This window comes from Janthinobacterium sp. GW823-FHT01H08 (assembly GCF_058797855.1).
In genome coordinates, this window is the sequence record NZ_CM179504.1 from 2,371,843 (window position 1) to 2,396,198 (window position 24,356).

A 24,356-nucleotide genomic window follows, 5' to 3' on the forward strand; every position below is an offset into this window, starting at 1 on the left:
CGTCACAGTCCTATCGGGTAGTCGACTTTCCTGGGAGGAGGGCAGCCTTCCGGTCCCGGGAACGTCTGCTTGCCCGTGTCGTCGTAGCGCTTGCCGCACTCGACGAGCACGCGCTTGCGGAAGGTGTAGATGCTGGCCACCTTGCCGTTCGGGTGGTAGCAGATATTGTCGCCATCGCGGTCGGCAGAAGCGTAGCTGATCATGGTCTGGCCATTCACCGTGCGCGTGCTGTGACCGCTGCGCGGTTCCGTGCATTTGAGCTGGCCGCTTTCATAGTATGCGTTGACGACGGAGGTGTCGGCCGCGCGGTCGACCAGCAGTTCATCCTTGCGCTTGCCATTCGGGTAGTTCGAATAGCCTTCCTGGCGCTGGCCGTACTGGAAGGCATAGTAGTACTGCGGCTTGCCGTCCGGGTAGTACATGTGGTGGTACTCGCACACGTCGTCGCGCGTGCTGCCGTACTCCTTGAAGGTGCAGCGGTGGATGTCGTTGAGCAGCTGGCCGTCTTCATAGTATTCGCGCAGGTGCGTGAGCAGCCTGCCCTGGTCGATGACGGCCAGGCGTTCCGGCTTGCCGTTCGGGTAGTAGCGCGCATCGAGGCCCTGCTTCTTGCCGTTGTCCCACAAGGTATCGAGGCGCAGGATCTTGCCGCTGTCGTCGAACGCCTGTTCGCGCCCGTCCAGCTGGCCGTTGCGGTAGGTGGTCGTGTAGACCACGTATTCCTTGCCGGCCGGACCCAGGTAGCGCGTGCGGCTGCCATCGAGCACGCCGGCCTGGTAATGGTCGCGCACGCGCAGCGCGCCTTGCGCATCCGTGTCGATGGCTTCGCCCTGTTTTTTGCCTTTCACGAAAGTGACGCTTTGCGTGACACCGTCCTTGAGCTTGAGCTTCCACGGCCCGTCGCGCAAGCCGTCGATAAAGCTGCCGTCGCCGTCTTCCGTGATCCACGCGCCGTGGCGCGCGCCGTTGACGTAGTTGCCGCGCGTGCGCACTTTGCCGCCCATGCGGCGTTCGTGCGGGCCGTTCAGCTGGCCGTCCGCGTAGGTATCGAAGCCCGTCACTTCCTCTTCATCGGCATAGTTGACGACCGTCCAGCGGCCTTCGCGCTTGCCGGCCCGGTACATGCCGCTCTCGCTCTGTTTGGGATAAGTGAAGTACCACATGCCTTCCTGCAGCCCGTTGACGAAATGGCCTTTTTCGCTGCCTTCGTGCATGCCTTCGCGCACCCACAGTCCCTGGCGCTTGCCCTTCGCGTACTGGCCCCGCTCCACCACCGAGCCGTCGTCCCAGGCCAGGCTGTAGATGACGGACGGACCGTCTTCGCTGCCCGTGAACTGCTGCGGCGCCGTCTCCCATGTCACTTGCCACAGGCGGTAATTGGGCAGGATGCCGGCGCCCGCGTCGCTGTACAGCGTGTAGCTGGCGGTGAGAAAACGCTCGCCTTTTTTCAGGAAGGTTTTCTTGTAGGTGATGGCATCCTTGCCGCCGGGCGCCACGGGCTTGCCGTCATCGCTGTAGTAGCCGACGATCGTGCCTTGCGTATGGTCGATGGCGTCGAAGTCCGCATTGCCGCTCTTGCCGCGCGCGACGCTGTAGTCCATCGGCGCCAGCTTGGCCAGCGCGGCCTTGACCTGGCCCGCGTTGGGAGCGGCGCTTTGCGCCACGATGCGGTTCAGGGCCGGCTGCAAGCCGTCGAGGCGCCGGTACTTGCCGGAGCTGCGGTGGTAGCGGTAGGCGCGCAGGCCGTTCTTGCCGTCCTGGCGGAACAGCACCAGCATGGTTTGCACGCTGGTATCCGATTCCTTGTCCAGCGATGCATAAAAGACGGAGCGGATGACGGCGTTGCCGAACTGGTCGAGCAGGAAGGTTTTCGAAGCGCTGTTCGTGCACTCGCAGTAATAGCCGTTGACGCCCTCTTTTTCCTTGAGAAAAGCGATGTCGAGGCCGCTGTCCTGCGATGCCGTGATGGCGGGATGGGCGAGGGTCTTGCCTTCGTAGAAGGGCGCGCCGTGGGCGAGGGCGGAGCAAAGCAGCAAGGGCAGGAGGACTGGCAAGAGCGGACGTTTCATCGTGAGGCTGGCGCCGGGGCGCCGCAATGGAAAGGCCACGATTCTGCCTGCGTTCTTACTTGTGGGCAAATGCGGGCGCGTCTATCGTGCGCGCGTGCGTGCCCCGGTTCAGGGCTGGTGCGCGGCGCAGAAGTCCAGCAGCAGCTGTTCGCCGTCCGGCCAGGGGCCGTAGCCGGCGTCGCCATTGATATGGCCGGCGTCGCCGATCATGGTGAAGTCGCTGCCCCAGGCGGCGGCAAACGCGCGCGCCCGCGCGAAGCTGACGTAGGGATCATCGCCGCTGGCCACTACCAGGCTGGGAAAAGGCAAGGCTTGCAGCAGCATGGGAGAGAACCCCGTGGTGCCGGACGGGTAGGACGGCGCTTCCACATCGCTGGGGGCGACGAGGAAGGCGCCGGCGATCCTGTGCGGCGAGCCGCTGGCCGCCCAATGGGCCACCAGCGTGCAGGCCAGGCTGTGCGCGGCCAGCACGGGCGCCCGCTCGCAGGCGGCGATGGCGCGGTCGAGCTCCGCCACCCATTCGTCCTTGTCCGGCGTCTGCCATTCCCGGTGCGGCACGCGCGACCATTGCGGGTGGCGCGCTTCCCAATGGGTTTGCCAATGCTGCGGCCCGGAATTCCACAGGCCGGCCAGGGTCAGGACGAGAGGCGACATCATTTCTCCTTTTGAAATTGAAATCAGAGCTCCGTGCGTAAGGCAAACAACTCCGGGAACAATACCACGTCGAGCATCTTGCGCAAATAGCTCACGCCCGCCGTGCCCCCCGTGCCCGTCTTGAAGCCGATGATGCGCTCGACCGTCGTCACGTGGCGGAAGCGCCAGAAGCGGAAGGCCGTTTCCAGGTCGACCAGCTTTTCGGCCAGTTCGTACAGGGCCCAGTGTTTCGACGGGTCGCGGTAGACTTCTAGCCAGGCCGCCTTGACCGAGGCGTCGGAGGCGGTGGGAAGGGTCCAGTCGGCGTCCAGGCGCTCGGGAGCGATATGCAAGCCGCTGCGCGCCAGCAGCTTGATGGCTTCGTCGTAGACGGACGGCGTGCGCAGGGCGGCGTCGAGCACCGTGTAGGTATCGGGCGCCGTCGTGTGCACGTTGAGCAGGGCGGCGTTCTTGTTCCCCAAAATGAATTCGATTTCGCGGTACTGGAAGGACTGGAAGCCGGACGAGGCGCCCAGGTAGGGCCGGATCGCCGTGTATTCGGGCGGCGTCATGGTGGCCAGCACGTCCCAGGCATGGACCAGCTGGTCCATGATGCGCGCCACGCGGGCCAGCATTTTAAACGCGGGCGCCAGGTCGCCGCTTTGCAGGTTGGCGCGCACAGCGTGCATTTCGTGCAGCATCAGCTTCATCCACAATTCGCTGGTCTGGTGCTGCACGATGAACAGCATTTCGTTGTGGTTCGGCGACAGCGGATGCTGGGCCGTCAGGATGCGGTCCAGCGCCAGATAGTTACCGTAGCTCATCGATTCGCTGAAATCCATCTGCGCGCCATGCCACTGCGCATCCTGGCCGCCGGCATGCATGGGGCAGCCGCTGGTGTTTTCCTTGTTCATATTCTTGTCGTCGCTCATGGGATGGTTCAGGTGACGGCATCGCGCTTGGCGGCGATGTCGTAGTCTTGGGTATCGAGGATGTCGCGCAGGATTTCCACCGCGTCCCACACGTCGGCAAAGCTCGTGTACAGGGGCGTGAAGCCGAAGCGCATGATGGCCGGCTCGCGGTAGTCGCCGATTACGCCGCGCGCGATCAGCGCCTGCATCACGGCATAGCCGTGCGGGTGCGTGAAGCTGACCTGGCTGCCGCGCCGTGCATGCTCGCGCGGCGTGACGAGGCCCAGCGGATGGCTGGCGCAGCGCTGTTCCACCAGCGCGATGAACACATCCGTCAGGGCCAGCGACTTGCGGCGGATGGCTTCCATGTTCGTTTGCGCAAAGATATCGAGGCCGCATTCGACGAGTGCCAGCGAGACAATCGGCTGCGTGCCGCACAGGGCGCGCGCGATGCCGTCGGCCGGCGTGTAGCCCGGGTCCATGGCAAACGGCGTGGCGTGGCCCCACCAGCCGGACAAGGGCTGGCGGAAGCGCGCCTGGTGTTTTGCCGGCACCCAGATGAAGGCGGGCGAGCCGGGGCCGCCGTTCAGGTATTTATAGGTGCAGCCGACGGCCAGGTCGGCGCCGGCGCCGTTCAGGTCCAGCGGCACAGCGCCGGCCGAATGGGCCAGGTCCCACAGCGCCAGCGCGCCTTGCGCGTGGCAATGGCTGCTGATGGCGGCCATGTCGTGCTGGTAGCCGGTGCGGTAATTGACGTGCGTGAGCATGGCGACGGCGCAATCGGCATCGATGGCTTGCCCCAGTTCATCCGGACTGTCGACCAGGCGCAGCTGGTAGCCGCGGTCGAGCCAGGCGGCCAGGCCTTGCGCCATGTACAGGTCGGTGGGGAAGTTGCTGCGTTCGCTGACGATGATACGCCGCGCGGCCTGCGCGGGGTCGCTGGCCTGCATCTGCAGGGCGGCGGCCAGGGCCTTGAACAAGTTGACGGAGGTGGTATCGGTGATCACCACTTCGCCAGTCTGCGCGCCGAGCAGCGGGGCCAGGCGGTCGCCCAGGCGCTTGGGCAGGTCGAACCAGCCGGCCGTATTCCAGCTGCGGATCAGGTCCGTGCCCCATTCGGCCGTGATGACGTGCTGGGCGCGGGCCAGCGCCGCTTTCGGCCGCGCGCCCAGGGAATTGCCGTCGAGGTAAATCACGCCTTGCGGCAAGTCGAATTGCTGGCGCAGGGGCGCCAGGGGATCGTCGAGGTCGCGCGCGCTGCAGTCATGTCGAGAAATCATGGTGGCTTTCATGTTGATACTTGTCTCAATGGCGCAATATTGTTTGAAGCTTAAAGTATTGTGCGGGAGCAGGCAGTGTAGCAAATCCGCGCCGGAAAGCGGAATTTCCACCCTGGCTGCAGCGTGAAAAGAGCCTGCCTGCGGGGCGTCAACGAAAAAAATCACGATTTTTAAAAATATTTTCAAATCACCCTAAAGTTTCGCCAGACGCCGCCGTCAACGATTACATGAACGGTGTCAAACCGGCCAAAAAAGAATGCGGGTCTTTGAAATATTTTTCGAAAAAGCCCTAAAGTTCCTGCCAAGGCGGCCGTTATCTAGGTAGACAGGCTTGATTCCGATCAAGTTGTTGTAAAAAAGTGATATTTTTTACAGGCCCAAAGTCGGGTAAACCCGCCGCAGAGCCAACCTCCCACATCCGCGCCGTTGCTGGCGTGCGACCATGATCGAGCAGTGTTTGTCAGACAAACACCTACGATCCCATCCGCTATTGCCCGACCAAAAATACAGCGCTACGCCTCTGTTGCATTTAATGTTGCTCCTGCAGAATGTATCTCACTGGCAACACACAACGCCAGCTGAATTCAACGGATTGAGGAGATGGAAATGACTGCTAACGACATGATGGCTGAGATTCGCGACGCTAACCTGAGCTACCTGATGCTGGCCCAGCAAATGATTCGTGCGGACAAGGTAACGGCCATCTTCCGTTTGGGCATCGCCGCCGACATCGCCGAACTGATCGAAGGCATGAGCAATGCGCAGATCCTCAAGCTCGCTGGCGGCAACATGATGCTGGCCCGCTTCCGCTTTGACGACAGCGCCATCCTGGGCATGCTGACGAACTACAATAAAGACCGCTCGCTGGCCCAGTCGCACGCTGCCATCCTCATGGCCGGCCAAGGCGTCGAAGAAATCGCTTAAGGTTGCCATCAAACGTCCATGGCGGCGTTGCATTGCCCTGAACATTTTGCCGGCAGCCTTTCAGTCAGTATCAGTTAGTCAGTATCAGTCAGTCGCGGAGTACACAGCATGGCCAAGAAAAGTGTCGTATCGGAAGCGCAGGAAATCCAGCTGGCCATCGAATTGATACAGCTGGGCGCACGCCTGCAACTGCTGGAGACGGAAGTCTCGCTGTCGCGCGAGCGCCTGCTGAATCTGTACAAGGAATTGAAGGGCGTCTCGCCGCCCAAGGGCATGCTGCCGTTTTCCACCGACTGGTTCCTCACCTGGCAACCGAATATCCATTCCTCGCTGTTCATCAACATCCATAAATTCCTCGTCGACCACGCGGGCGCCACGGGCATCGAAGCCGTGATGAAGGCGTATAAGCTGTATCTGGAACAGATGCCGCCCGAAGCGGGCGAAGAGCCCCTGCTGTCGCTGACGCGGGCCTGGACCCTGGTGCGCTTTTTCAGCAGCAAGATGCTGGACATGGCGCCCTGCGGCAAGTGCGGCGGCAAGTTTGTCGTCAACTGCCTCGACCTGAACGCCGATTATGTGTGCGGCCTGTGCCACATGCCTTCGCGCGCCGGCAAGACCAAGAAGGCGCGCGATGAAGCGGCCGCTGTTGCGCCGGGCGCGGCTGCCTGAGCCCTGCATAAGACAGTAAATAAGCCGGAGCCGGTCGCCTGACCGCACTCCGGCTTTTTCATGTCGTCATCGCTTACACTGGCGTTTTCCTTCTCTGACTACCCCATGCTGCAACAAATCCTGCGCGCGCCCGCGCTCAAGGCCATCCTGATCCAGGTGCTGGCCTTTCCCTTGATGTTGCTATTGGTATATGGCTTGGCGCGCGCGGGCGTGGCCATGTCGCTGCCGGCCGTGGCGCTGGTGCAGGGCGTGCTGGCGGCGCTTATTACCTGGCGCGCGGGCCTGGCCCGCTGGTGGTGCGCCATCGGCCTGCTGTTTGCGCCCGCCTTGCTGGGCGCCAGCCTGCTTGACTGGCCTCCGGCCGTGTTCCTGGCGGCCTTTGTTTTCCTGCTGAGCCTGTACTGGTCCACGTTCCGCACGCAAGTGCCGTTTTATCCGTCGGGGCCGAAGGTGTGGCAGGCGGTGGCCGAGCTGATCGCGGACTGTCCCGGCGTGCGCCTGGTCGATATAGGCAGCGGCCTGGGCGGCCTGGTGCTGGATCTGGCGCGGCGCCGGCCCGACGGGCAGTTTTCCGGCATCGAGCTGGCGCCGCTGCCCTGGCTGGCCAGCCGCTTGCGCGCGCGGCTGGCAGGCAGCCGCGCGCGCTTCCTGCGCGGCGATTACGAAGCGCTCGACTTCGGCCGCTACGATGCCGTGTTTGCCTACCTGTCGCCGGCGGCGATGGCGGCCCTGTGGAATAAGGCGGAAAAGGAAATGTTGCCCGGTAGCATGCTTCTTAGTTACGAATTCCGGATTGCGGCACGCGAGCCCGATAAGACCATCGCCGCCACAGAGGGTGGTCCTTTGCTTTACATATGGTGCTTTTAAGCAATTGTCTGCGTTATTTGCTTGCCCGTGGGGCAATCTCACGTTATTGTAGTTCCACACGGCATTTTCTCGGATTTGCATTGAAAAGCAGCACATTTCAATTAACTTCCGGTTGCTTTTTTGCCGCAGTCTTTACTGGCGGCGCAGCCGCCAAAAGACAGGAACAGGTTTGAACATGCCGCGCATACAGCCGCGGCCATTATTGGGAGTCAGGGCACTTGTTAGTCATAATCGGATACATCATCGTCTGCGCCTCGGTCTTTGGCGGCTTCGCAATGGCCGGCGGCCATCTGGCGGCGCTGTTCCAGCCGCTGGAGTTGCTGATGATCGGCGGCGCCGCCCTGGGCGCCTTCCTTGTTGGTAACAATAACAAGGCCATCAAGGCAACGATCGCCGCCTTGCCCAGCCTGTTCAAGGGATCGCGCTATACCAAAGACCTGTACATGGAACTGATGTCGCTGTTGTTTGAAGTGCTCAGCAAGGTGCGCAAGGAAGGCTTGATGTCGATCGAAGGCGATATCGACAAGCCGGAAGAGAGCCCGCTGTTTTCCAAGTATCCGGCGGTGCTGGCCGACCACCACATCGTCGAATTCATGACCGATTACCTGCGCCTGATGGTATCGGGCAATATGGATGCCTTCCAGATTGAAAACCTGATGGACAACGAAATCGAGACGCACCATCACGAAGGCGCCGTGCCGGCCCATGTGATCGCCAAGGTGGGCGACGGCTTGCCCGCGTTCGGTATCGTCGCCGCCGTGATGGGCGTGGTGCACACGATGGAGTCGGTGGGCATACCGCCGGCCGAGCTGGGCATGCTGATCGCGCACGCGCTGGTCGGCACCTTCCTCGGCATCTTGCTGGCCTATGGTTTCGTCGGCCCGCTGGCCAGCCTGCTGGAGCAGAAGCTGGAAGAGTCGAGCAAGATGTTCCAGTGCGTGAAAGTGACGCTGCTGGCCAGCCTGAACGGCTATGCGCCGGCGCTGGCCGTGGAATTCGGCCGCAAGGTGCTGTTCTCGACCGAGCGCCCGACGTTCAATGAGCTGGAAGACCACATCAAGAAATCGAAAACGAAGTAAGCAGTGAATATACGCCTGGACACCATGAGTCATTTGCAGCACACGGAAGGGGGACGCCATGGCCGATGAAGGCATGCGCCCGATTATCGTCAAACGTATCAAGAAGACGGCTGGCGGACACCATGGCGGGGCGTGGAAAATCGCCTACGCCGACTTTGTCACGGCCATGATGGCCTTCTTCCTGCTGATGTGGCTGCTCGGCTCCACCTCGAAGGGCGACTTGAACGGCATTTCCGAATTCTTCAAGACGCCGTTGAAAGTGGCCATGGCGGGCGGCTCCGGCAGCGGCGAAAGCAATTCCGTGATCCAGGGCGGCGGCCAGGACCTGTCGCGCCAGGATGGGCAGGTGCGCAAGGCGCAGGAAGAGCAGCAGCGCAAATCGTTCGACCTCAATTCCGCCAAGGCGGCGCTCGAACGCGAGGAAGGCAAGCGCCTGCAGGCGCTCAAGGCGCGCATCGAAGCGACCATCGACGCCAATCCCCTGCTGAAAAAATACAAGAACCAGCTGCTGCTCGATATTACCAGCGAAGGCTTGCGCATCCAGATCGTCGACGAGCAGAACCGTCCGATGTTTGCGCTCGCCAATGCGAACCTGCAACCGTACACCAAGGAAATCCTGCACGCCATCGGCTCCGTGCTCAATGAAGTGCCGAACCGCATCGGCCTGTCCGGCCATACGGATTCGACGCCCTATATGAGCGATGCAGGCTACAGCAACTGGGAATTGTCGGCCGACCGCGCGAATGCGTCGCGGCGCGAACTGGTGATCGGCGGCATGAAGGAAGAAAAAGTCTTGCGCGTGGTGGGACTGGGCTCGGCCGCCCACCTGGACAAGCTCGATCCCTTCAATCCGATCAACCGGCGCATCAGTATCATCGTCATGAACAAGCGCACGGAAGAAAATGTCTTGCGCGATGGTTCGGCGATCGAGCTGCCGGTGACCGATGCCGCTTCCGCCGCTGTCGCTTCAGGGCTGGCTGCCGGTGCGCCGCCCGCGGCGGCGCCAGTCCCGGCCCCGGCAGCGGCGAAAAAATAACACGCAAGGCTGTCGACGCGTGGTGTATTGAAACAATGAGACCTTTATGACAAGAAAGAAAATACTTGGCTCGCATGTAAAACGCCTGCTGTCTGGCGTGTCGGACCATGGCCGCAAGCACTTGACGGAGGTGGAAACCGACCTGGTGCAGACCGGCATCTTGCTGGAAGAGGCGATCGAGAAGCTGTCCTTCAATTTCATGGCGATACACGCAGCCGTCGCTGCGCAGCAAGACACTATCGCGCTGCTGCTCGACGGCGGTATTCCGGCCGAGCAGCAGCGCGAAAAACTGCTGGCGTTGCAGGATGAGGTGGGGGGCTATGTGAATGCCGCCATCACCAGCATGCAGTTCCAGGACATGACCAGCCAGCTGATCGAGCGCACCCTGAAGCGCGTGACGGGCTTGCGCGAGTTCCTCGGGACCCTGGGCGAGCATGGCGCGGAGATGTTGCCGGAGAGCGACAATGAAGAAATTGTCGCCTTGCTGGGTCGGGTCAGCATGGCGCTGGCGATTCAAAGCCTGGAGTTGCGCAGCGTGCTGCGCAAGGCTGTCAGTCAACAGCATTTGGAAAGCGGCGACATCGAGCTGTTCTAGCATGCCAGTGCGGAGCGCTTGTGGTCGCATGGATTGATTAATCAAATACTCGGGCAGGATGCCCGGAATAAGTGGGAGCAAAGATGGCCAAAACGATACTTGCAGTGGACGATTCCAGCTCATTGCGCCAGATGGTGGCGTTCAGCCTGAAAGCCGCCGGTTACCAGGTGGTGGAGGCCGTGGACGGCCAGGACGGACTGGAAAAAGCCAAGCTGCAAACCGTAGACCTGGTATTGACGGACCAGAACATGCCGCGCATGGATGGCCTGGAACTGATCAAGCTGCTGCGTGAATTGCCGACCTACCAGAAGGTGCCCATCCTGATGCTGACGACGGAGTCGTCGGACGAGATGAAATCGAAAGGCCGTGCCGCCGGCGCCAATGGCTGGCTGGTCAAGCCGTTCGATCCGCAACGCCTGATCGAAGTGGTCAAGAAGGTGATCGGCTGATGCCAGCCGCGCAGCGCAATGATGCAATTGACGGAGTCACCCTATGACCATCGATATTAGCCAGTTTTTTCAGGTCTTTTTCGATGAGGCCGAAGAACTGCTGGCTGAAAAAGAACGGCTGTTGCTGGCCGTTGATATTGCGGCGCCCGACGCCGAAGATCTGAATGCCATTTTCCGCACCGCCCACTCGATCAAGGGCGGCGCATCGACGTTCGGCCTCTCCGACATGAGCGAGGTGACGCACATCCTCGAGTCGCTGCTCGACCGCATCCGCCAGGGCCAGATGGCCCTGACGGCGGAACACGTCGACGCCTTTTTGGCGGCCAAGGACATCCTCAAGATGCAGCTCGACGGCCATCGCCTGGGCAGCGCCGTCGACCAGGATGCCGTGGCCAACGTGCGCATGATGCTGCAGTCGTTCTCGCAGGACGTGCCCGTGGCCGCGCTCACGCCCGTCGCGCCAGCCTTCCACACGGCGGAAAAGGCCGCCGTCAGCCATGCCGGCGGCCACCGCATCCGCCTGGAACTGCCGGCCATGGAGCCGCGCGAAGTCGATGCGCTGGCGGCCGAACTGGGCTTGCTGGGCGACGTCGCCGTAACGAGCCTGCCCGACGCGCGCAAGGTGCTGGAAGTGACGACGCATGAAAGCCTGGACGACATCCTGGCCATCTGCTCGTTCGTGCTCAATCCCGACGACATGGTGATCACGCAGGCGCCGCCACTGGCGCCAGGCGAGGCCGAAGCGGCCCGCGCGGCGCAGGAAAAGGCGCAAGGCTACGGTTTCTTCGACCCGCTGCCAGGCACTCCTGGCGCGCCGGGCGCGGTCGATCCCGGTTACGGTTTCTTCCAGCCGATCGAGGATATCCGCGCCGCCGCCGGCGTGCAGAGCGACGCCGAACAGGGTTACGGATTCTTCCAGCCCCTCGAACAGATTCGCGCAGACGCGGCCAAGGCGGGCAACGCCAGCGCTGCCGCCGCGCCGGCCGCGGCGAGCGCCGTGGCCGAAGCGGAGCAGGAAAAGAAACCGGCCAAGAAAGAGGGCGACAAGGCCGGCGCCGAATCGTCGTCGATCCGCGTCTCGATCGAAAAAGTCGACCAGCTGATCAATCTGGTGGGCGAACTGGTGATCACGCAGGCGATGATCGAGCAGCGCGCCAGCGCGCTCGATCCGATGCTGCATGAAAAACTGCTCGACAGCGTCAGCCACCTGACGCGCAACACGCGCGACTTGCAGGAAGCGGTGATGTCGATCCGCATGATGCCGATGGATTTCGTCTTCTCGCGCTTCCCGCGCATGGTGCGCGACCTGGCGACGAAACTGGGCAAGAAGGTCGACTTCATCACGAATGGCGCCGCCACGGAACTGGACAAGGGCCTCATCGAGCGCATCGTCGATCCGCTCACGCACCTGGTGCGCAACAGTATCGACCATGGCGTGGAAATGCCGGCCGCCCGCGTGGCCGCCGGCAAGACCGAGGCGGGACGTCTGTTCCTCTCGGCCAGCCACCAGGGCGGCAACATCATCATCGAAGTATCCGATGACGGCGCGGGATTGAACCGCGAGCGCATCCTGGCCAAGGCTGCGCAGCAGGGCCTGGACGTGTCCGAGTCGATGAGCGACGCCGACGTGTGGCAGCTGATTTTCGCACCCGGCTTTTCCACCGCCGAAGCGGTCACCGACGTGTCGGGCCGCGGCGTGGGCATGGATGTCGTCAAGCGCAATATCAGCGCCATGGGCGGCGTCGTCGACATCCGTTCGGCCAAGGGTTTCGGCACGACGATTTCCATTTCGCTGCCGCTGACCCTGGCCATCCTGGACGGCATGTCGATCCGCGTTGGCGACGAGGTGTATATTTTACCGCTGGGCTTTGTCATCGAATCGCTGCAGCCAGCCGTTGAGGACATCAAGGACATCAGCGGCAAGGGGCAGGTGGTGAAAGTGCGCGGCGAATATCTGCCCTTGATTCCGCTGTACCAGATGTTCGACATCGCGCCGCGCTTTACCAGTCCCTCGGAAGGCATCTGCGTGATCCTCGAGACGGAAGGACGCAAGGCGGCCCTGTTTGTCGACGACCTGGTGGGGCAGCAGCAGGTCGTGGTGAAAAACCTCGAATCGAATTACCGCAAGGTGGTGGGCATTTCCGGCGCCACCATCCTGGGTGATGGCGGCGTGTCGCTGATTCTCGATGTCGCCGCCCTCATCCGTTCCTCTCGCCAGCTGGCCGACGAGTCCATTTTTTCGTAATACCGATAGATAAAGATAGGAAAACGCACCATGTCAGATACTCAACAAACATCCGGAAGCAATGCGGGCGACGGCAAGGACATCGCCGGCCGTGAATTCCTGGCCTTCACCCTGGGCTCCGAAGAGTACGGCATCGATATCCTGAAGGTCCAGGAGATTCGTGGTTACGAAGCGGTCACCCGCATCGCCAACGCGCCTGAATTCATCAAGGGCGTGATCAACCTGCGCGGCATCATCATCCCGGTGGTCGACATGCGCATCAAGTTCAACCTGGGCACGCCCGTGTACGACCAGTTCACGGTGGTGATCATCCTGAACATCGGCGGCCGTATCGTCGGCATGGTGGTCGACAGCGTTTCCGACGTCACCACCCTGACGCCGGAGCAGGTCAAGCCGGCGCCGGAAATGGGCACAGCCTTCTCGACCGATTACATGATCGGCCTGGGCACCATCGACGAGCGCATGCTGATCCTGGTCGACATCGACAAGCTGATGTCGAGCAGCGAGATGGGCCTGATCGACAAGCTGGCGGCTTAAGCGGCAGTTTTACCACGCAAAGAATCACTACAGATATGCATGTACCGGCGCGGGAAAGTAATCCTCTGGAAATTATTGTGAATTTATGACGAACAGAACCGGATGCTGTGCAAGGCGCCCGCAGCGACGCAGTGCGAGCACTGCTAGCTGCGGGCAACACCGCACAGCGCCGGTTATGGAAGTCAGAAATCATAATAATTTATTGGGGGTTACTTGCCAGAGGCGCGCCGGCAGGCTGCAAGGTCCGACAGAGACCCGGCCACAACACGGCGCCGTCCGGTTGAACGGGCGCCGTTCACATAAATATTGGAGACTGTAATGAGTTTGCGCGATTTCAAGATAGGCACCCGGCTGGGGATAGGTTTTGGCAGCATCCTCGCCATCCTGGTGGTGGTGATCGTTTCGGCGAATGCACTGAATTACCGTAACAAGGCCCAGCTGCTCACGGGGCTGGAGCTGGCAAGCGAAAAGAATACGCAGGCGTCGCAGATGAAAAGCGCGATGCTGGAAACCGGTATCGCCATGCGCAATATCGGCCTGCAGGGCGATGTGAGCCTGATGCAGGCGGAAGAGGGCAAGGTGCGCGAGCAGCGCAAGCTGTACGACGGCGCCCGCGGCAAGCTGGCCACCTTGGGCCTGTCCGATGGCGAGAAGGCGCTGCTGGCCAATATCGCCAAGGTCGACGGCGAAGTCGATGCCGCCTTCAAGGAAGCGATGGGACAGGTGCTGGCGTTTAACAGCGAGGGCGCGGCGAAGGTGATCGCCACCCGCATCGATCCCTTGAACAAGACGACCCTGGCCGATATCAACAAGCTGCTCGATTTGCAGCACGTGGCGCAGCAAAGCTTCATGGACGACTCGCTGGCGGCCGATGCGCGCCTGATGATGGTACTGTTCATCCTGGGCGGCGCGGCCGTGGCGATCGGCGCCTGGTGCGCCATCTTCATCACGCGCTCGATCACGGTGCCATTGTCCGGCGCAGTGGCCGTGGCGCAGAAGGTGGCGGCCGGCGAGCTGACCTCGCGCGTGGTGGTCGAAGGCAAGGATGAAACGAGCGCGCTGCAGCAGGCGCTCAAGGACATGAACGAGAGCCTGGTGCAGACGGTCAGCGACGTGCGCACCGGGACGGACACCATCACCGTGGCGTCGCGCGAGATCGCCAGCGGCAATGCGGACCTGTCGGCGCGCACGGAAACGCAGGCCAGTTCGCTCGAAGAGACGGCGTCGTCGATGGAAGAGCTGACATCGACCGTGAAGCAGAACGCGGACAACGCGCGCCAGGCCAACCAGCTGGCAGTGTCGGCGTCGTCGGTGGCGGAGCAGGGCGGCAAGGTGGTGTCGCAAGTGGTCGACACCATGGGTTCCATCAAGGACAGTTCGCGCAAGATCGTCGACATCATCGGCGTCATCGACGGCATTGCGTTCCAGACGAATATCCTGGCGCTGAATGCGGCCGTCGAAGCGGCGCGCGCAGGCGAGCAGGGACGCGGTTTTGCGGTGGTGGCGTCGGAAGTGCGCAATCTGGCGCAACGATCGGCCGGCGCGGCGAAGGAAATCAAGGGCTTGATCGGCGACTCGGTCGACAAGGTCGATGCCGGCAGCCGCCTGGTGGACGAGGCGGGGCAGACCATGGGTCTGATCGTCACGTCGATCCGGCAGGTGGCCGACATCATGGGCGAGATCACGGCGGCGACGCAGGAGCAGAGCCACGGCATCGAGGAAGTGAACCAGGCCATCGCGCAGATGGACCAGATGACGCAGCAAAATGCGGCGCTGGTCGAGGAAGCGGCGGCGGCCGCCGAAAGCATGCAGGACCAGGCGCAGAAACTGGCCGATGCCGTCAGCATCTTCAAGCTGGACGGCGAGAGCGCGGCGCAGGCAGCCATGCCCGCGCCCGTGGTCAAGGCGGCACGGCCGGTACCGGGTGTGGCGGCAACTACACGGCGGGTGGCAACGGCGGCGCAGGCCGGCACGCCACCGCCCGCGAAAAAGCTGGCGGCGGCCGGCGGCGACGATTGGGAAGAGTTCTGACGCCAACCCGGTCCCGCTAGTTATACTTGCAAAGGCATTGGTCAGAGTAGTCATAGAGAGGTAAAAACAAAATGCCGCAAACTAAAACGGATTCGGTCAAGGAATTTGATTTCACTGGCAAGGACTTCGAACGGGTCCGCGCCATGATTTACAAGCGGGCCGGCATCGCGCTGGCCGACAGCAAGCAGGAGATGGTCTACAGCCGCCTGGCCAGGCGGCTGCGCGCGACCGGCATCTCCTCGTTCGTCCGCTACCTGGACGACCTGGAAGCGGGCCGCATGGGCGACGAGTGGGAAGCGTTCACGAATGCGCTGACGACCAACCTGACGTCGTTCTTCCGCGAGGCGCATCACTTCCCGCTGCTGGCCGAGCATGTGAAAAAACTGAGCGGGCCGATCACCATCTGGTGTTCGGCCAGTTCCACCGGCGAGGAGCCGTATTCGATCGCCATGACGGTGTGCGAGGCGTTCAATACGCTCACGCCGCCCGTCACCATCATCGCCACGGACATCGACACGAATGTGCTGGCCACGGCTGCCAATGGCGTCTACAACCTGGACCGGCTCGACAAGATGCCGGCCGACCGTGCGCGGCGCTTTTTCTTGCGCGGCAAGGGTGACCGCGAAGGGCAGGTGCGGGTGCGTCCTGAACTGCGCCAGATGATCACCTTCAAGCCGCTCAACCTGCTGGCCGACGGCTGGCCATTGACGGGCCAGTTCGACGTCATCTTTTGCCGTAACGTGATGATTTATTTTGACAAGGCGACGCAGCGCAAGATCCTCTCGCGCTTTGTGCCGTTGATGAAACCCGATGCCCTGCTGTTCGCGGGCCATTCGGAGAATTTTCTGTACGTGTCGGATTCACTGAAGCTGCGCGGTAAAACAGTCTATGAGCTCGACCAGCCTCGGGGCGCCGCGCCCAAGGCACCGTCGCATCGTACATGAGAGTGAAATATGAGCCTGGAATCCAAAGAGCAATTCGCCACTAACGTCTATTACGACAGGACGTTCAACTGTGACGCCGCCAAGATCTTGCCTGGTGAGTATTACTTTACCAACAAGGACATGCTGATCGTCACCGTGCTCGGCTCCTGCGTCTCGGCCTGCATCCGCGACCGTGTCACGGGCCTGGGAGGCATGAACCACTTCATGCTGCCCGATGGCGGCAGCGATCCGAACAGCCCGATTTCCGCGTCGATGCGCTATGGCACCTACGCCATGGAAATCCTGATCAACGATTTGCTGAAGGCGGGCGCGCGGCGCGAGAACATGGAAGCGAAAGTGTTCGGCGGCGGCGCCGTGCTGCGCGGCTTCACGGCGATCAACGTCGGTGAGCGCAACGCGGCTTTCGTCATTAATTATCTGAAGGCGGAAAAGATGCGCGTGGTGGCGGAAGACCTCAACGACATCCACCCGCGCAAGGTGTATTTTTTCCCCCGCAGCGGCAAGGTGCTGGTGAAAAAGCTGATGCAGACGCATAACGATACGCTGGTACGCCGCGAACTCGATTACGCCAGCCGCCTTAAGGTCGCGCCGGTGGGCGGCGAGGTCGAGCTGTTCTGATACATATCGGACCAAACCTGCTGCGCATCGCGTTGTGCGGCTTGCGGCAGTGTGGTCCGGGTACTAATTTAATAAGAAACAAGGGCCGCAAGGCCTGGAAGGATAACTATGAAGATCAAAGTATTGATCGTGGATGATTCGGCGCTGATTCGCAGCGTCATGACGGAAATCGTAAACAGCCAGCCCGACATGGAAGTGGTGGGCGCGGCGCCCGATCCGCTGGTGGCGCGCGAGATGATCAAGCAGACCAACCCCGACGTGCTGACCCTCGATGTCGAGATGCCGAAGATGGACGGCCTGGACTTCCTGGAAAAGCTGATGCGCTTGCGCCCGATGCCGGTGCTGATGGTGTCGTCGCTGACCGAGCGCGGTTCGGAAATCACCATGCGCGCGCTGGAACTGGGCGCCGTCGATTTCGTCACCAAGCCGAAGATTTCCATCCAGAGCGGCATGCGCGAGTACACTGACATGATCGCCGACAAGATCCGCGCCGCCTCGAAGGCGCGCATCCGCGCGCGCACCCTGCCGTCGGCCGGCGACAAGGTGGCCGCGCCGCTGCCTGCGCTGCGCAGCCCATTGACGTCGAGCGAAAAGCTGATCATCGTGGGCGCGTCGACGGGCGGCACGGAAGCGATCCGCGAATTTCTCATGCAGATGCCGTCCGATTGTCCCGGCATCCTGATCACGCAGCACATGCCGGAAGGCTTTACGCGTTCGTTCGCGCGCCGCCTCGATTCGCTGTGCAAAATCTCGGTGCAGGAAGCGGCGGGCGGCGAACGCGTGCTGCCTGGCCACGCCTACATCGCGCCCGGCCATTCGCACCTGACCCTGACGCGCAGCGGCGCCAACTACATGACCAAGATCGACCAGGGTGAACCGGTCAACCGCCACCGTCCGTCGGTCGATGTGCTGTTCCGTTCGGCCGCGCAATCGGCCGGTAAAAATGCCGTCGGCGTGATCCTCACCGGCATGGGCAAGGACGGCGCACAAGGCATGTTGGAGATGAAGGCCGCAGGAGCGTATAATTTTGCGCAGGACGAAGCCAGTTGCGTGGTGTTCGGCATGCCGCGCGAGGCGATCGCTGTCGGCGCTACGCATGAGGTCGGTGCTCTGACGGCGCTGCCTGGCATGGTACTGGGACACCTGGCGGCGCATGGTATGCGTGCTTTGCGCGTGTAAGCCACGTTTTATATGATCTGAGGCAAGTTTGTTCGCCTAAAAGCAACGAAAATGCTATCCTACAACTTGCTGCCGTAGTGTCGACCATAATGTCGGCATTCATGTCGATATTATTAACAAACCGCTACAGAAACAACGGAGTTATTCATGGCTGATCCAAAGATGAAATTTTTAGTCGTTGACGATTTTTCGACGATGCGCCGCATTGTCCGGAATCTGTTGAAGGAACTGGGTTATGCCAACGTCGATGAGGCGGAAGACGGCGTGATGGGCCTGGCCAAGCTGCGCGCGGAATCGTTCGATTTCGTCGTGTCGGACTGGAACATGCCGAACATGGATGGCCTGACGATGCTGCAGCATATCCGCGCCGATCCCGCACTGGCCAAGCTGCCCGTGCTGATGGTCACCGCCGAAGCGAAGAAGGAAAACATCATCGCCGCCGCGCAAGCTGGCGCCAGCGGTTATGTCGTCAAGCCGTTCACTGCAGCGACCCTCGATGAAAAGCTGAACAAGATTTTCGAGAAGCTGGAAAAAGCCGGCGCCTGATCACGGCTTGATACCGATCAAGAAAAACGCTGCCCGTGCAAACCGGCGGCGTTTTTTTCGTCGGCTTGCGCCGCGCTTACGCCCAGCCCATCCCGCGTGTCCTTCGCTCTGACTGGATGAAATTGCGTAAGGGAATGAAATATTTCCCAGAGTTAACTTTACACGTCAAATGATTTGGCCCATGATCGCTGCAGTATTCCCCCTTTGTCCCCGACCCCGACAAGAAGGAGCGCACGATGCGCCGAGCACCCGTATTATTTTTCGCCCTGAGCACGGCCCTGTTGGCGGCCTGTGGCGTGAGCCTTGAGCAAACCGCCGTTGCGCCTGTCGCGTCTGTCGAAATGCAGTCGCCGCCCGCGCAGTCGCCTGCCGAAGCGGATGGCCGGCATGCCTATCTGCACCGCGTGGGCGGCCAGGATTATGTCAGCCTGAGCCAGCACGGCTCCGAGGGCGGCTTGCCGATCCTCACGGGCACGCAGCGCCATGCGCGCGCCATCCGCCTGCTGGCGGCCGATCCGGCCCAGGTGCGGGCCATCCTGCGCAGCCTGAGGCTGCCTGCGAACCAGCGCAAGCTGTGGGCGGGCGAGGAAATCGTGCTCGACGCGGCCAGCTATGACATGTTGCAAGCGGCACGCGGCACGCGGCAGCAACAAGCCGCTGTTTGCCGAGCTCAAGCTGGTAGGGATGGAGAAGTAGGTAAAGCAACGGGGCCGAATGGCCCCGCTGTGACTGCATTTAAAACATCTGACAAAACCGTAGCGAGCGGCAGAGAGTTGTGGCCGAGAAACGCAACCGTGCTGAAGCACGGTGAGCATCGCAGGCCGCAAATCGCGACGCGCAGCAGGTTTTGTTGTATGTTAAATTTCCAGGTTGTCGATGAGTCTAGTCTGCCCCAGCTTGGCGGCGGCCAGCACCACCAGCGGTTCGCCCGCGGCCAGTTCGGCGGCGCTCGGCGCCTGCAGGTTGGCGCGCTTGCGCACGGCGATGTAGTCCGATTTCCAGCCGCGGCTGTTCAATAGCTGCATGCTGGCCTGTTCCAGTTCGCCCACGGCCAGGTTGCCCTTGCGCACTTCCTCGGCCACGAAATTAAGACCCTTGAACAGTTCCGGCGCTTCCGCGCGTTCGCTTTCCGACAGGTACATATTGCGCGAGGACAGGGCCAGGCCGTCGTCGGCGCGGTAGGTTTCGGCGGCGATGATTTCCGTCGGCAGGGCGAACTGGCGCGCCATGTTGCGGATGATCATCAGTTGCTGGTAATCCTTCTTGCCGAACACGGCCACTCGCGGACCCACGCACGAAAACAGCTTGGTGACGACCGTGCACACGCCTTCGAAGAAGCCGGGGCGGAATTCGCCTTCCAGGGTATTGCCCAGGTCATCGGGCGGGCGCACGCGGTATTCCTGCGGCTCCGGGTACAGTTCCTTTTCCGTCGGCGCGAACAGCACGTACACGCCTTCCTTTTCCAGCTTGGCGATGTCGGCCGCCATGGTGCGCGGATATTTCTCGAAGTCTTCATTCGGCCCGAATTGCAGCCGGTTCACGAAGATCGAGGCGACGACGGGGTCGCCATGCTTGCGCGCCAGGCGCATCAGTGACAGATGGCCTTCGTGCAGGTTGCCCATGGTGGGGACGAACGCCGTGCGCAGCTGTCCGCTGAGCTGGTCGCGCAATTCTTCAATGTCGGAAATAATTTTCATGGATTGCTTTCGCTAAAACCCCGTTGTACGGTGGTCAGTGACAAAGGGAAGGGGTCAGGCGGGCGAATACGCCAGCCGGACGTAGATGGGGGCAAACGGTTCTGCCTGCGTGATTTCGATCAGGGTTTCCTTGGCCAGTTCCAGCAAGGCCACGAAGTTGACCACCACCACGGGTACGCCGCCGGCAATGTCGAACAGATCGCTGAATTCGACGAAACGCGACGATTGCAAATGGCGCAAAATGCTCGACATGTGCTCGCGCACGGACAGTTCCTGGCGGCTGATGCGGTGATGCTGGGTCAGCTTGGCGCGCTTCAGCACGTCGAGCCACGCCTGCTGCAGGTCCACCGGTTCCACGTCGGGCCAGGTGGGCGTCAGGCTTTGCTCGATGAAAATCTGCGTGCGCACGAAATCGCGCTCGAACTGCGGGATGGCGTTCAGGTCGTAGGCGGCCAGCTTGATCTGCTCGTACTCGAGCAGGCGGCGCACCAGTTCGGCGCGGGGGTCGCCGCCATCTTCCTCGACGTCGCTCTTGCGCGATGGCAAAAGCATACGCGACTTGATCTCGATCAGCATGGCCGCCATCAGCAGATACTCGGCGGCCAGTTCCAGGTTGCGCACGCGGATCTGGTCAACATATTTCAGATATTGCAGGGTCACCTGCGCCATCGGAATATCGAGAATGTTGAAGTTTTGCTTGCGGATCAGGTAGAGCAGCAAGTCGAGCGGGCCTTCGAAGGCTTCGAGGAAGATTTCCAGCGCGTCCGGCGGAATGTACAAATCCGTCGGCATGCGCATCATGGGCTCGCCATACAGGCGGGCGATGCCCAGCGGGTCGGCGGCGGGCGCCGCATCCGTTACCGTCGTTGCAGATGCTGCAGGGTCGCCGCTGCCGTCGCCATCAGCGACAGGTTCGGGCGACTCGATGACTGCGCCGGCACCGGAAGCGTCGGCTTCCGGCGTGACTGCAGACTCTTCAGGCAACATCGTGCCGGTTCCAGATCTTAGTTCTTGTTCTGGTAAACGTAAGCCTGTTGCTTGACGGCCGACGCCAGCTGGCGCTCCTGCTCATCGATGCTGACGGCCGGCTTGTCCCACAGCAGGGCGCGGCCCGCTTGCTGGCCCGCTTCCATGCCAGGGTTCTTGGCCTTCAGTTCGGCGATGAACAAGGTGTGGTCGGATACGTAGTTGTTGTGTTTTGCAGGCAGTTTCATATTCTCTTCTGAGTGTCTTATGGGTAAGGTCAGCCGGCCGTATTTTACCGCGCCGTGCCGCTTGGCGGGTTGTTGTATCGGCAAGTCCGGGGCGAAATTGCTAAAAATCAATAACGCAGCAGGCGCCGCATCACCATCGGCGCCGGTTCGGCGGGGTTGGCGTGCGAATATTCCAGTTCTTCGGCCAGCTCGAATTCGAAGGCCGCATAAAAATCGATCAGCTTGCGCTGGTCGCGCCGCACGGCCAGGCGCAATTCCTCGGCCTGGCACGACAGGCCGTGATGAATGATGGCTTCCAGCAAGTGCTGCGAGACGTGGCTGCCCCGGTAGGCGGGCAGCACGCCCATGCGTGAAATCTTCCAGATGGCGGGGTCGCTGTCGAGCGGCATCCAGCGCAGCGAGCCGGCTGGAATGTCGTCGATCAGCAACAGAAAACCGCCGCCGTGGCGCAACTGCGCTTCCACCTGCTGTGCCGTCTCGTGGTGCCCGCTGGACGAGGCCGCCACCTTGCCGGCCCACGCGGCGCGGGTCAGCTCGGCCATCAGTTGTGCATCGGCATTTGTTGCTTCGCGCACCACGATATTCATCATCGGTCCTTGTGGTGGCTTAACGGATGCGCATGCCAGGTTCGGCGCCCGGCCACGGGTTCAGGATGTAGATGCCCGGATTGGCCTTTTCGTCGGCGGCGGAGGCGGCCATGACCATGCCTTCGGAAATGCCGAACTTCATCTTGCGCGGCGCCAGGTTGGCCACCAGCACCGTCAGCTTGCCGATCAGTTCTTCCGGCTGGTACGCCGAGCGGATGCCCGAGAACACATTGCGCAGGCGGCCTTCGCCCGCGTCCAGGGTCAGGCGCAGCAGCTTGTCCGAGCCGTCGACCAGTTCGCAATTGACGATTTTCGCGATGCGCAAGTCGACCTTGAGGAAGTCGTCGATCTTGATCTCGGGCGCCAGTTCCTCGATGGCGGCAGCGGCGGCAGCAGGGGCCGCGGCGTCGTTCGCGGCGTCGCCAGCCGGTGCGGCGATGGCGGCGGCTGTTTGCGGCGCGTCAAACAGCGCTTCGATCATCTTTGCATCCATGCGCGTCATCAAGTGGCTGTAGGCACCGATGGTGCGGCCCAGCATGCTGTTCGAGACGGCGTCGCCGAACACCTGTGTATCGGCCCAGGTGAACTCGGCGTCGTTGAGGAACGATGCCACGTTCTTCGCCACGCCCGGCAGGACCGGCGACAGCAAAATCGTCAGCTGGCGGAACAGGATCAGGGCCGTGGTGCACACGTCGTGCAGGTCAAACGTCTTGTCCGCATCCTTGGCCAGGATCCATGGCTTGTTTTCATCGACATACTGGTTCGTGATGTCGGCGATTTCCATGATTTCGCGCAAGGCCTTGCCGAATTCGCGGTTCTCGAAGTGCGCGGCGATGCTGGCCTGGCGCTCGACGATGACGCCGTTGACGTCCACCGTCAGCGCGCGGTTGATCCAGCTTTGCGCGCCTTCCGACAGTGTGGATGCCAGCTTGCCGTCGAAGCGCTTGGCAATGAAGCCGGCGCAGCGGCTGGCGATGTTCACGTACTTGCCGATCAGGTCGCTGTTCACGCGGGCGACGAAATCTTCGCCGTTGAAATCCAGGTCTTCCACTTTCGAGTTCAGCTTGAACGCGATGTAGTAGCGCAGCCATTCCGGGTTCATGCCCAGGTCCAGGTAGCGCAGCGGCGAGATGCCCGTGCCGCGCGACTTCGACATCTTTTCGTTGTTGACCGTCAGGAAGCCGTGCACATTGACTTTCAGTTTGTCGATCACCGGGTGATCGGCGAACTTCAGCATGGCAGGCCAGAACAGTAAATGGAAGGACACGATGTCCTTGCCGATGAAATGGATCTGTTCCGTCGTCGGGTCGTTCAGGAAGGCGTCGAAATCGATGCCTTTCTTGTCGCAATAGTTTTTCAGGCTGGCCAGGTAGCCGACGGGCGCGTCCATCCACACATAGAAGAACTTGCCCGGTGCATCGGGAATCGGGATGCCGAAGTAGGGTGCATCGCGCGAGATATCCCAGTCAGCCAGCTTTTCGCCCGCCTCGCCCAGCCATTCGCTGACCTTGTTGACCATTTCAGGCTGCAAGCGGCCTGGCGTGTTGAGCCAATCCTTGAGGAATTCGAAGCAGCGCGGGTCGGACAGCTTGAAGAAATACTGCTCCGACGGCTTCATCACGGGCGTCGCGTTGGTGAACACCGAGAACGGGTTGACCAGGTCGGTCGGCTGGTAGGCCGCGCCGCACACTTCGCAATTGTCGCCGTACTGGTTCTTGGCGCCGCATTTCGGGCATTCGCCCTTGATGTTGCGGTCGGCCAGGAACATGCCCTTGACCGGGTCAAAGAAGCGGTCGACGGTTTTCGTGACGATCAGGCCCGTATCGCGCAGCTTGCGGTAGATCGATTGCGACAGATCAACGTTTTCCGGCGAATCGGTCGAATACCAGTTGTCGAAGGCGATATGGAAGCCATCGAGGTACTGGGCGCGGCCGGCGGCGATGTTGGCGACGAATTGCTGCGGCGTGATGCCTTCCTTTTCGGCGGCGATCATGATGGGCGTGCCATGCGTATCGTCGGCGCCCACAAAGTGCACTTCACGGCCGGCTGCGCCATCGCGTTGCATTCGCTGGAACCGGACCCAGATATCGGCCTGGATGTATTCCATGATGTGGCCAATGTGAAAAGCGGCGTTTGCGTAAGGCAGGGCAGTGGTGACGAACAGCTTGCGAGTCATGATTGATGCACTTTTGGGATGGATAATAGGACATTTTAACAGCGGAAAGGCAATATGAGCAGATGCAGCG

At 61.6% G+C, this 24,356-nt stretch carries 24 protein-coding genes; 14 read left to right on the forward strand and 10 right to left on the reverse strand.

Translation table 11 applies throughout. From position 1 onward, the window contains the following. Nucleotides 1-2: 2 nt before the first annotated feature. The 4 genes from AC3RCG_RS10580 to kynU form a co-directional block, all read right to left on the reverse strand. Nucleotides 3-2,108 (reverse strand): toxin-antitoxin system YwqK family antitoxin, encoded by a 2,106-nt coding sequence (locus AC3RCG_RS10580; protein ID WP_492405087.1) that lies wholly within the window; start codon nucleotides 2,106-2,108, stop codon nucleotides 3-5. 69 nt (nucleotides 2,109-2,177) lie between these two features. After that, nucleotides 2,178-2,726: an RBBP9/YdeN family alpha/beta hydrolase gene (locus AC3RCG_RS10585; RefSeq protein ID WP_492490428.1), complete on the reverse strand. Its 549-nt coding sequence runs from the start codon at nucleotides 2,724-2,726 to the stop codon at nucleotides 2,178-2,180. Nucleotides 2,727-2,746: 20 nt separating this feature from the next. After that, a complete protein-coding gene (gene kynA, locus AC3RCG_RS10590) occupies nucleotides 2,747-3,634 on the reverse strand; it encodes a tryptophan 2,3-dioxygenase (RefSeq protein WP_083287277.1) in 888 nt (295 codons plus the stop codon). Between the two features lie 8 nt (nucleotides 3,635-3,642). Beyond that, nucleotides 3,643-4,893 (reverse strand): kynureninase, encoded by a 1,251-nt coding sequence (gene kynU, locus AC3RCG_RS10595; RefSeq protein WP_492405084.1) that lies wholly within the window; start codon nucleotides 4,891-4,893, stop codon nucleotides 3,643-3,645. A gap of 606 nt (nucleotides 4,894-5,499) precedes the next feature. Between kynU and flhD the strand changes: the two genes are divergently transcribed. From flhD to cheY, 14 genes are all read left to right on the forward strand, one after another. Next, nucleotides 5,500-5,817: a flagellar transcriptional regulator FlhD gene (gene flhD, locus AC3RCG_RS10600; protein WP_010396649.1), complete on the forward strand. Its 318-nt coding sequence runs from the start codon at nucleotides 5,500-5,502 to the stop codon at nucleotides 5,815-5,817. 108 nt (nucleotides 5,818-5,925) lie between these two features. Then, nucleotides 5,926-6,486 carry a flagellar transcriptional regulator FlhC gene (flhC, locus tag AC3RCG_RS10605; protein ID WP_070288862.1) on the forward strand — a complete coding sequence of 187 codons (561 nt, stop codon included), beginning with the start codon at nucleotides 5,926-5,928 and terminating at the stop codon, nucleotides 6,484-6,486. A 105-nt stretch (nucleotides 6,487-6,591) separates the two neighbouring features. Continuing rightward, nucleotides 6,592-7,353, forward strand: coding sequence for an SAM-dependent methyltransferase (locus AC3RCG_RS10610; RefSeq protein WP_492490429.1), 762 nt, complete (start codon nucleotides 6,592-6,594; stop codon nucleotides 7,351-7,353). A gap of 218 nt (nucleotides 7,354-7,571) precedes the next feature. Beyond that, nucleotides 7,572-8,432 carry a flagellar motor stator protein MotA gene (motA, locus tag AC3RCG_RS10615; protein WP_070219712.1) on the forward strand — a complete coding sequence of 287 codons (861 nt, stop codon included), beginning with the start codon at nucleotides 7,572-7,574 and terminating at the stop codon, nucleotides 8,430-8,432. A gap of 58 nt (nucleotides 8,433-8,490) precedes the next feature. Then, nucleotides 8,491-9,468 (forward strand): flagellar motor protein MotB, encoded by a 978-nt coding sequence (motB, locus tag AC3RCG_RS10620; RefSeq protein ID WP_046684787.1) that lies wholly within the window; start codon nucleotides 8,491-8,493, stop codon nucleotides 9,466-9,468. A gap of 46 nt (nucleotides 9,469-9,514) precedes the next feature. Then, nucleotides 9,515-10,063, forward strand: a complete 549-nt coding sequence (locus AC3RCG_RS10625) for a chemotaxis protein (RefSeq protein WP_070219714.1) — start codon at nucleotides 9,515-9,517, stop codon at nucleotides 10,061-10,063. Between the two features lie 83 nt (nucleotides 10,064-10,146). Next, nucleotides 10,147-10,512 carry a response regulator gene (locus AC3RCG_RS10630; RefSeq protein ID WP_034758362.1) on the forward strand — a complete coding sequence of 122 codons (366 nt, stop codon included), beginning with the start codon at nucleotides 10,147-10,149 and terminating at the stop codon, nucleotides 10,510-10,512. A 43-nt stretch (nucleotides 10,513-10,555) separates the two neighbouring features. Beyond that, nucleotides 10,556-12,757: a chemotaxis protein CheA gene (cheA, locus tag AC3RCG_RS10635; protein WP_492405077.1), complete on the forward strand. Its 2,202-nt coding sequence runs from the start codon at nucleotides 10,556-10,558 to the stop codon at nucleotides 12,755-12,757. Between the two features lie 30 nt (nucleotides 12,758-12,787). Then, nucleotides 12,788-13,294: a chemotaxis protein CheW gene (locus AC3RCG_RS10640; protein WP_034758356.1), complete on the forward strand. Its 507-nt coding sequence runs from the start codon at nucleotides 12,788-12,790 to the stop codon at nucleotides 13,292-13,294. 318 nt (nucleotides 13,295-13,612) lie between these two features. Beyond that, a complete protein-coding gene (locus tag AC3RCG_RS10645) occupies nucleotides 13,613-15,325 on the forward strand; it encodes a methyl-accepting chemotaxis protein (RefSeq protein WP_492405075.1) in 1,713 nt (570 codons plus the stop codon). Nucleotides 15,326-15,396: 71 nt separating this feature from the next. Continuing rightward, complete coding sequence (locus AC3RCG_RS10650) at nucleotides 15,397-16,269, forward strand: CheR family methyltransferase (RefSeq protein WP_070219720.1); 873 nt, start codon at nucleotides 15,397-15,399, stop codon at nucleotides 16,267-16,269. 9 nt (nucleotides 16,270-16,278) lie between these two features. After that, entirely contained in the window at nucleotides 16,279-16,887 is a 609-nt protein-coding gene (cheD, locus tag AC3RCG_RS10655) for a chemoreceptor glutamine deamidase CheD (protein ID WP_034758343.1), read from the forward strand. A gap of 108 nt (nucleotides 16,888-16,995) precedes the next feature. Further along, a complete protein-coding gene (locus AC3RCG_RS10660; protein ID WP_035826603.1) occupies nucleotides 16,996-18,066 on the forward strand; it encodes a protein-glutamate methylesterase/protein-glutamine glutaminase in 1,071 nt (356 codons plus the stop codon). Between the two features lie 147 nt (nucleotides 18,067-18,213). Beyond that, on the forward strand, nucleotides 18,214-18,612 hold the full coding sequence (cheY, locus tag AC3RCG_RS10665; protein WP_026132837.1) for a chemotaxis response regulator CheY: 399 nt from the start codon (nucleotides 18,214-18,216) through the stop codon (nucleotides 18,610-18,612). A gap of 254 nt (nucleotides 18,613-18,866) precedes the next feature. Here cheY and AC3RCG_RS10670 read toward each other — a convergent pair whose 3' ends face one another. The 6 genes from AC3RCG_RS10670 to metG all read right to left on the reverse strand — a co-directional run bounded on the left by AC3RCG_RS10670 (nucleotide 18,867) and on the right by metG (nucleotide 24,286). Then, entirely contained in the window at nucleotides 18,867-19,286 is a 420-nt protein-coding gene (locus AC3RCG_RS10670) for a hypothetical protein (RefSeq protein ID WP_492405071.1), read from the reverse strand. A gap of 183 nt (nucleotides 19,287-19,469) precedes the next feature. Then, the gene (gene panC, locus AC3RCG_RS10675; RefSeq protein WP_070219724.1) at nucleotides 19,470-20,309 is read right to left on the reverse strand and encodes a pantoate--beta-alanine ligase; all 840 of its coding nucleotides are present in this window, start codon (nucleotides 20,307-20,309) and stop codon (nucleotides 19,470-19,472) included. Between the two features lie 54 nt (nucleotides 20,310-20,363). Next, nucleotides 20,364-21,296 carry a segregation and condensation protein A gene (locus tag AC3RCG_RS10680; RefSeq protein WP_070312349.1) on the reverse strand — a complete coding sequence of 311 codons (933 nt, stop codon included), beginning with the start codon at nucleotides 21,294-21,296 and terminating at the stop codon, nucleotides 20,364-20,366. 17 nt (nucleotides 21,297-21,313) lie between these two features. Beyond that, nucleotides 21,314-21,523, reverse strand: coding sequence for a DUF3460 family protein (locus AC3RCG_RS10685; RefSeq protein ID WP_034778041.1), 210 nt, complete (start codon nucleotides 21,521-21,523; stop codon nucleotides 21,314-21,316). A gap of 107 nt (nucleotides 21,524-21,630) precedes the next feature. Then, nucleotides 21,631-22,110 (reverse strand): GNAT family N-acetyltransferase, encoded by a 480-nt coding sequence (locus tag AC3RCG_RS10690; protein ID WP_070219744.1) that lies wholly within the window; start codon nucleotides 22,108-22,110, stop codon nucleotides 21,631-21,633. Between the two features lie 19 nt (nucleotides 22,111-22,129). After that, a complete protein-coding gene (gene metG / locus AC3RCG_RS10695; RefSeq protein WP_492405068.1) occupies nucleotides 22,130-24,286 on the reverse strand; it encodes a methionine--tRNA ligase in 2,157 nt (718 codons plus the stop codon). Nucleotides 24,287-24,356 lie beyond the last annotated feature (70 nt).

What these genes read in the sequence shown, in the direction of transcription:
- AC3RCG_RS10585 (WP_492490428.1), bottom strand. Translation starts at nt 2,726, where the DNA reads ATGATGTCGCCTCTCGTCCTGACCCTGGCCGGCCTGTGGAATTCCGGG.
- kynA (WP_083287277.1), bottom strand. Translation starts at nt 3,634, where the DNA reads ATGAGCGACGACAAGAATATGAACAAGGAAAACACCAGCGGCTGCCCC.
- kynU (WP_492405084.1), bottom strand. Translation starts at nt 4,893, where the DNA reads ATGATTTCTCGACATGACTGCAGCGCGCGCGACCTCGACGATCCCCTG.
- flhD (WP_010396649.1), top strand. Translation starts at nt 5,500, where the DNA reads ATGACTGCTAACGACATGATGGCTGAGATTCGCGACGCTAACCTGAGC.
- flhC (WP_070288862.1), top strand. Translation starts at nt 5,926, where the DNA reads ATGGCCAAGAAAAGTGTCGTATCGGAAGCGCAGGAAATCCAGCTGGCC.
- AC3RCG_RS10610 (WP_492490429.1), top strand. Translation starts at nt 6,592, where the DNA reads ATGCTGCAACAAATCCTGCGCGCGCCCGCGCTCAAGGCCATCCTGATC.
- motB (WP_046684787.1), top strand. Translation starts at nt 8,491, where the DNA reads ATGGCCGATGAAGGCATGCGCCCGATTATCGTCAAACGTATCAAGAAG.
- AC3RCG_RS10625 (WP_070219714.1), top strand. Translation starts at nt 9,515, where the DNA reads ATGACAAGAAAGAAAATACTTGGCTCGCATGTAAAACGCCTGCTGTCT.
- AC3RCG_RS10630 (WP_034758362.1), top strand. Translation starts at nt 10,147, where the DNA reads ATGGCCAAAACGATACTTGCAGTGGACGATTCCAGCTCATTGCGCCAG.
- cheA (WP_492405077.1), top strand. Translation starts at nt 10,556, where the DNA reads ATGACCATCGATATTAGCCAGTTTTTTCAGGTCTTTTTCGATGAGGCC.
- AC3RCG_RS10640 (WP_034758356.1), top strand. Translation starts at nt 12,788, where the DNA reads ATGTCAGATACTCAACAAACATCCGGAAGCAATGCGGGCGACGGCAAG.
- AC3RCG_RS10645 (WP_492405075.1), top strand. Translation starts at nt 13,613, where the DNA reads ATGAGTTTGCGCGATTTCAAGATAGGCACCCGGCTGGGGATAGGTTTT.
- AC3RCG_RS10650 (WP_070219720.1), top strand. Translation starts at nt 15,397, where the DNA reads ATGCCGCAAACTAAAACGGATTCGGTCAAGGAATTTGATTTCACTGGC.
- cheD (WP_034758343.1), top strand. Translation starts at nt 16,279, where the DNA reads ATGAGCCTGGAATCCAAAGAGCAATTCGCCACTAACGTCTATTACGAC.
- AC3RCG_RS10660 (WP_035826603.1), top strand. Translation starts at nt 16,996, where the DNA reads ATGAAGATCAAAGTATTGATCGTGGATGATTCGGCGCTGATTCGCAGC.
- cheY (WP_026132837.1), top strand. Translation starts at nt 18,214, where the DNA reads ATGGCTGATCCAAAGATGAAATTTTTAGTCGTTGACGATTTTTCGACG.
- panC (WP_070219724.1), bottom strand. Translation starts at nt 20,309, where the DNA reads ATGAAAATTATTTCCGACATTGAAGAATTGCGCGACCAGCTCAGCGGA.
- AC3RCG_RS10680 (WP_070312349.1), bottom strand. Translation starts at nt 21,296, where the DNA reads ATGTTGCCTGAAGAGTCTGCAGTCACGCCGGAAGCCGACGCTTCCGGT.
- AC3RCG_RS10685 (WP_034778041.1), bottom strand. Translation starts at nt 21,523, where the DNA reads ATGAAACTGCCTGCAAAACACAACAACTACGTATCCGACCACACCTTG.
- AC3RCG_RS10690 (WP_070219744.1), bottom strand. Translation starts at nt 22,110, where the DNA reads ATGAATATCGTGGTGCGCGAAGCAACAAATGCCGATGCACAACTGATG.
- metG (WP_492405068.1), bottom strand. Translation starts at nt 24,286, where the DNA reads ATGACTCGCAAGCTGTTCGTCACCACTGCCCTGCCTTACGCAAACGCC.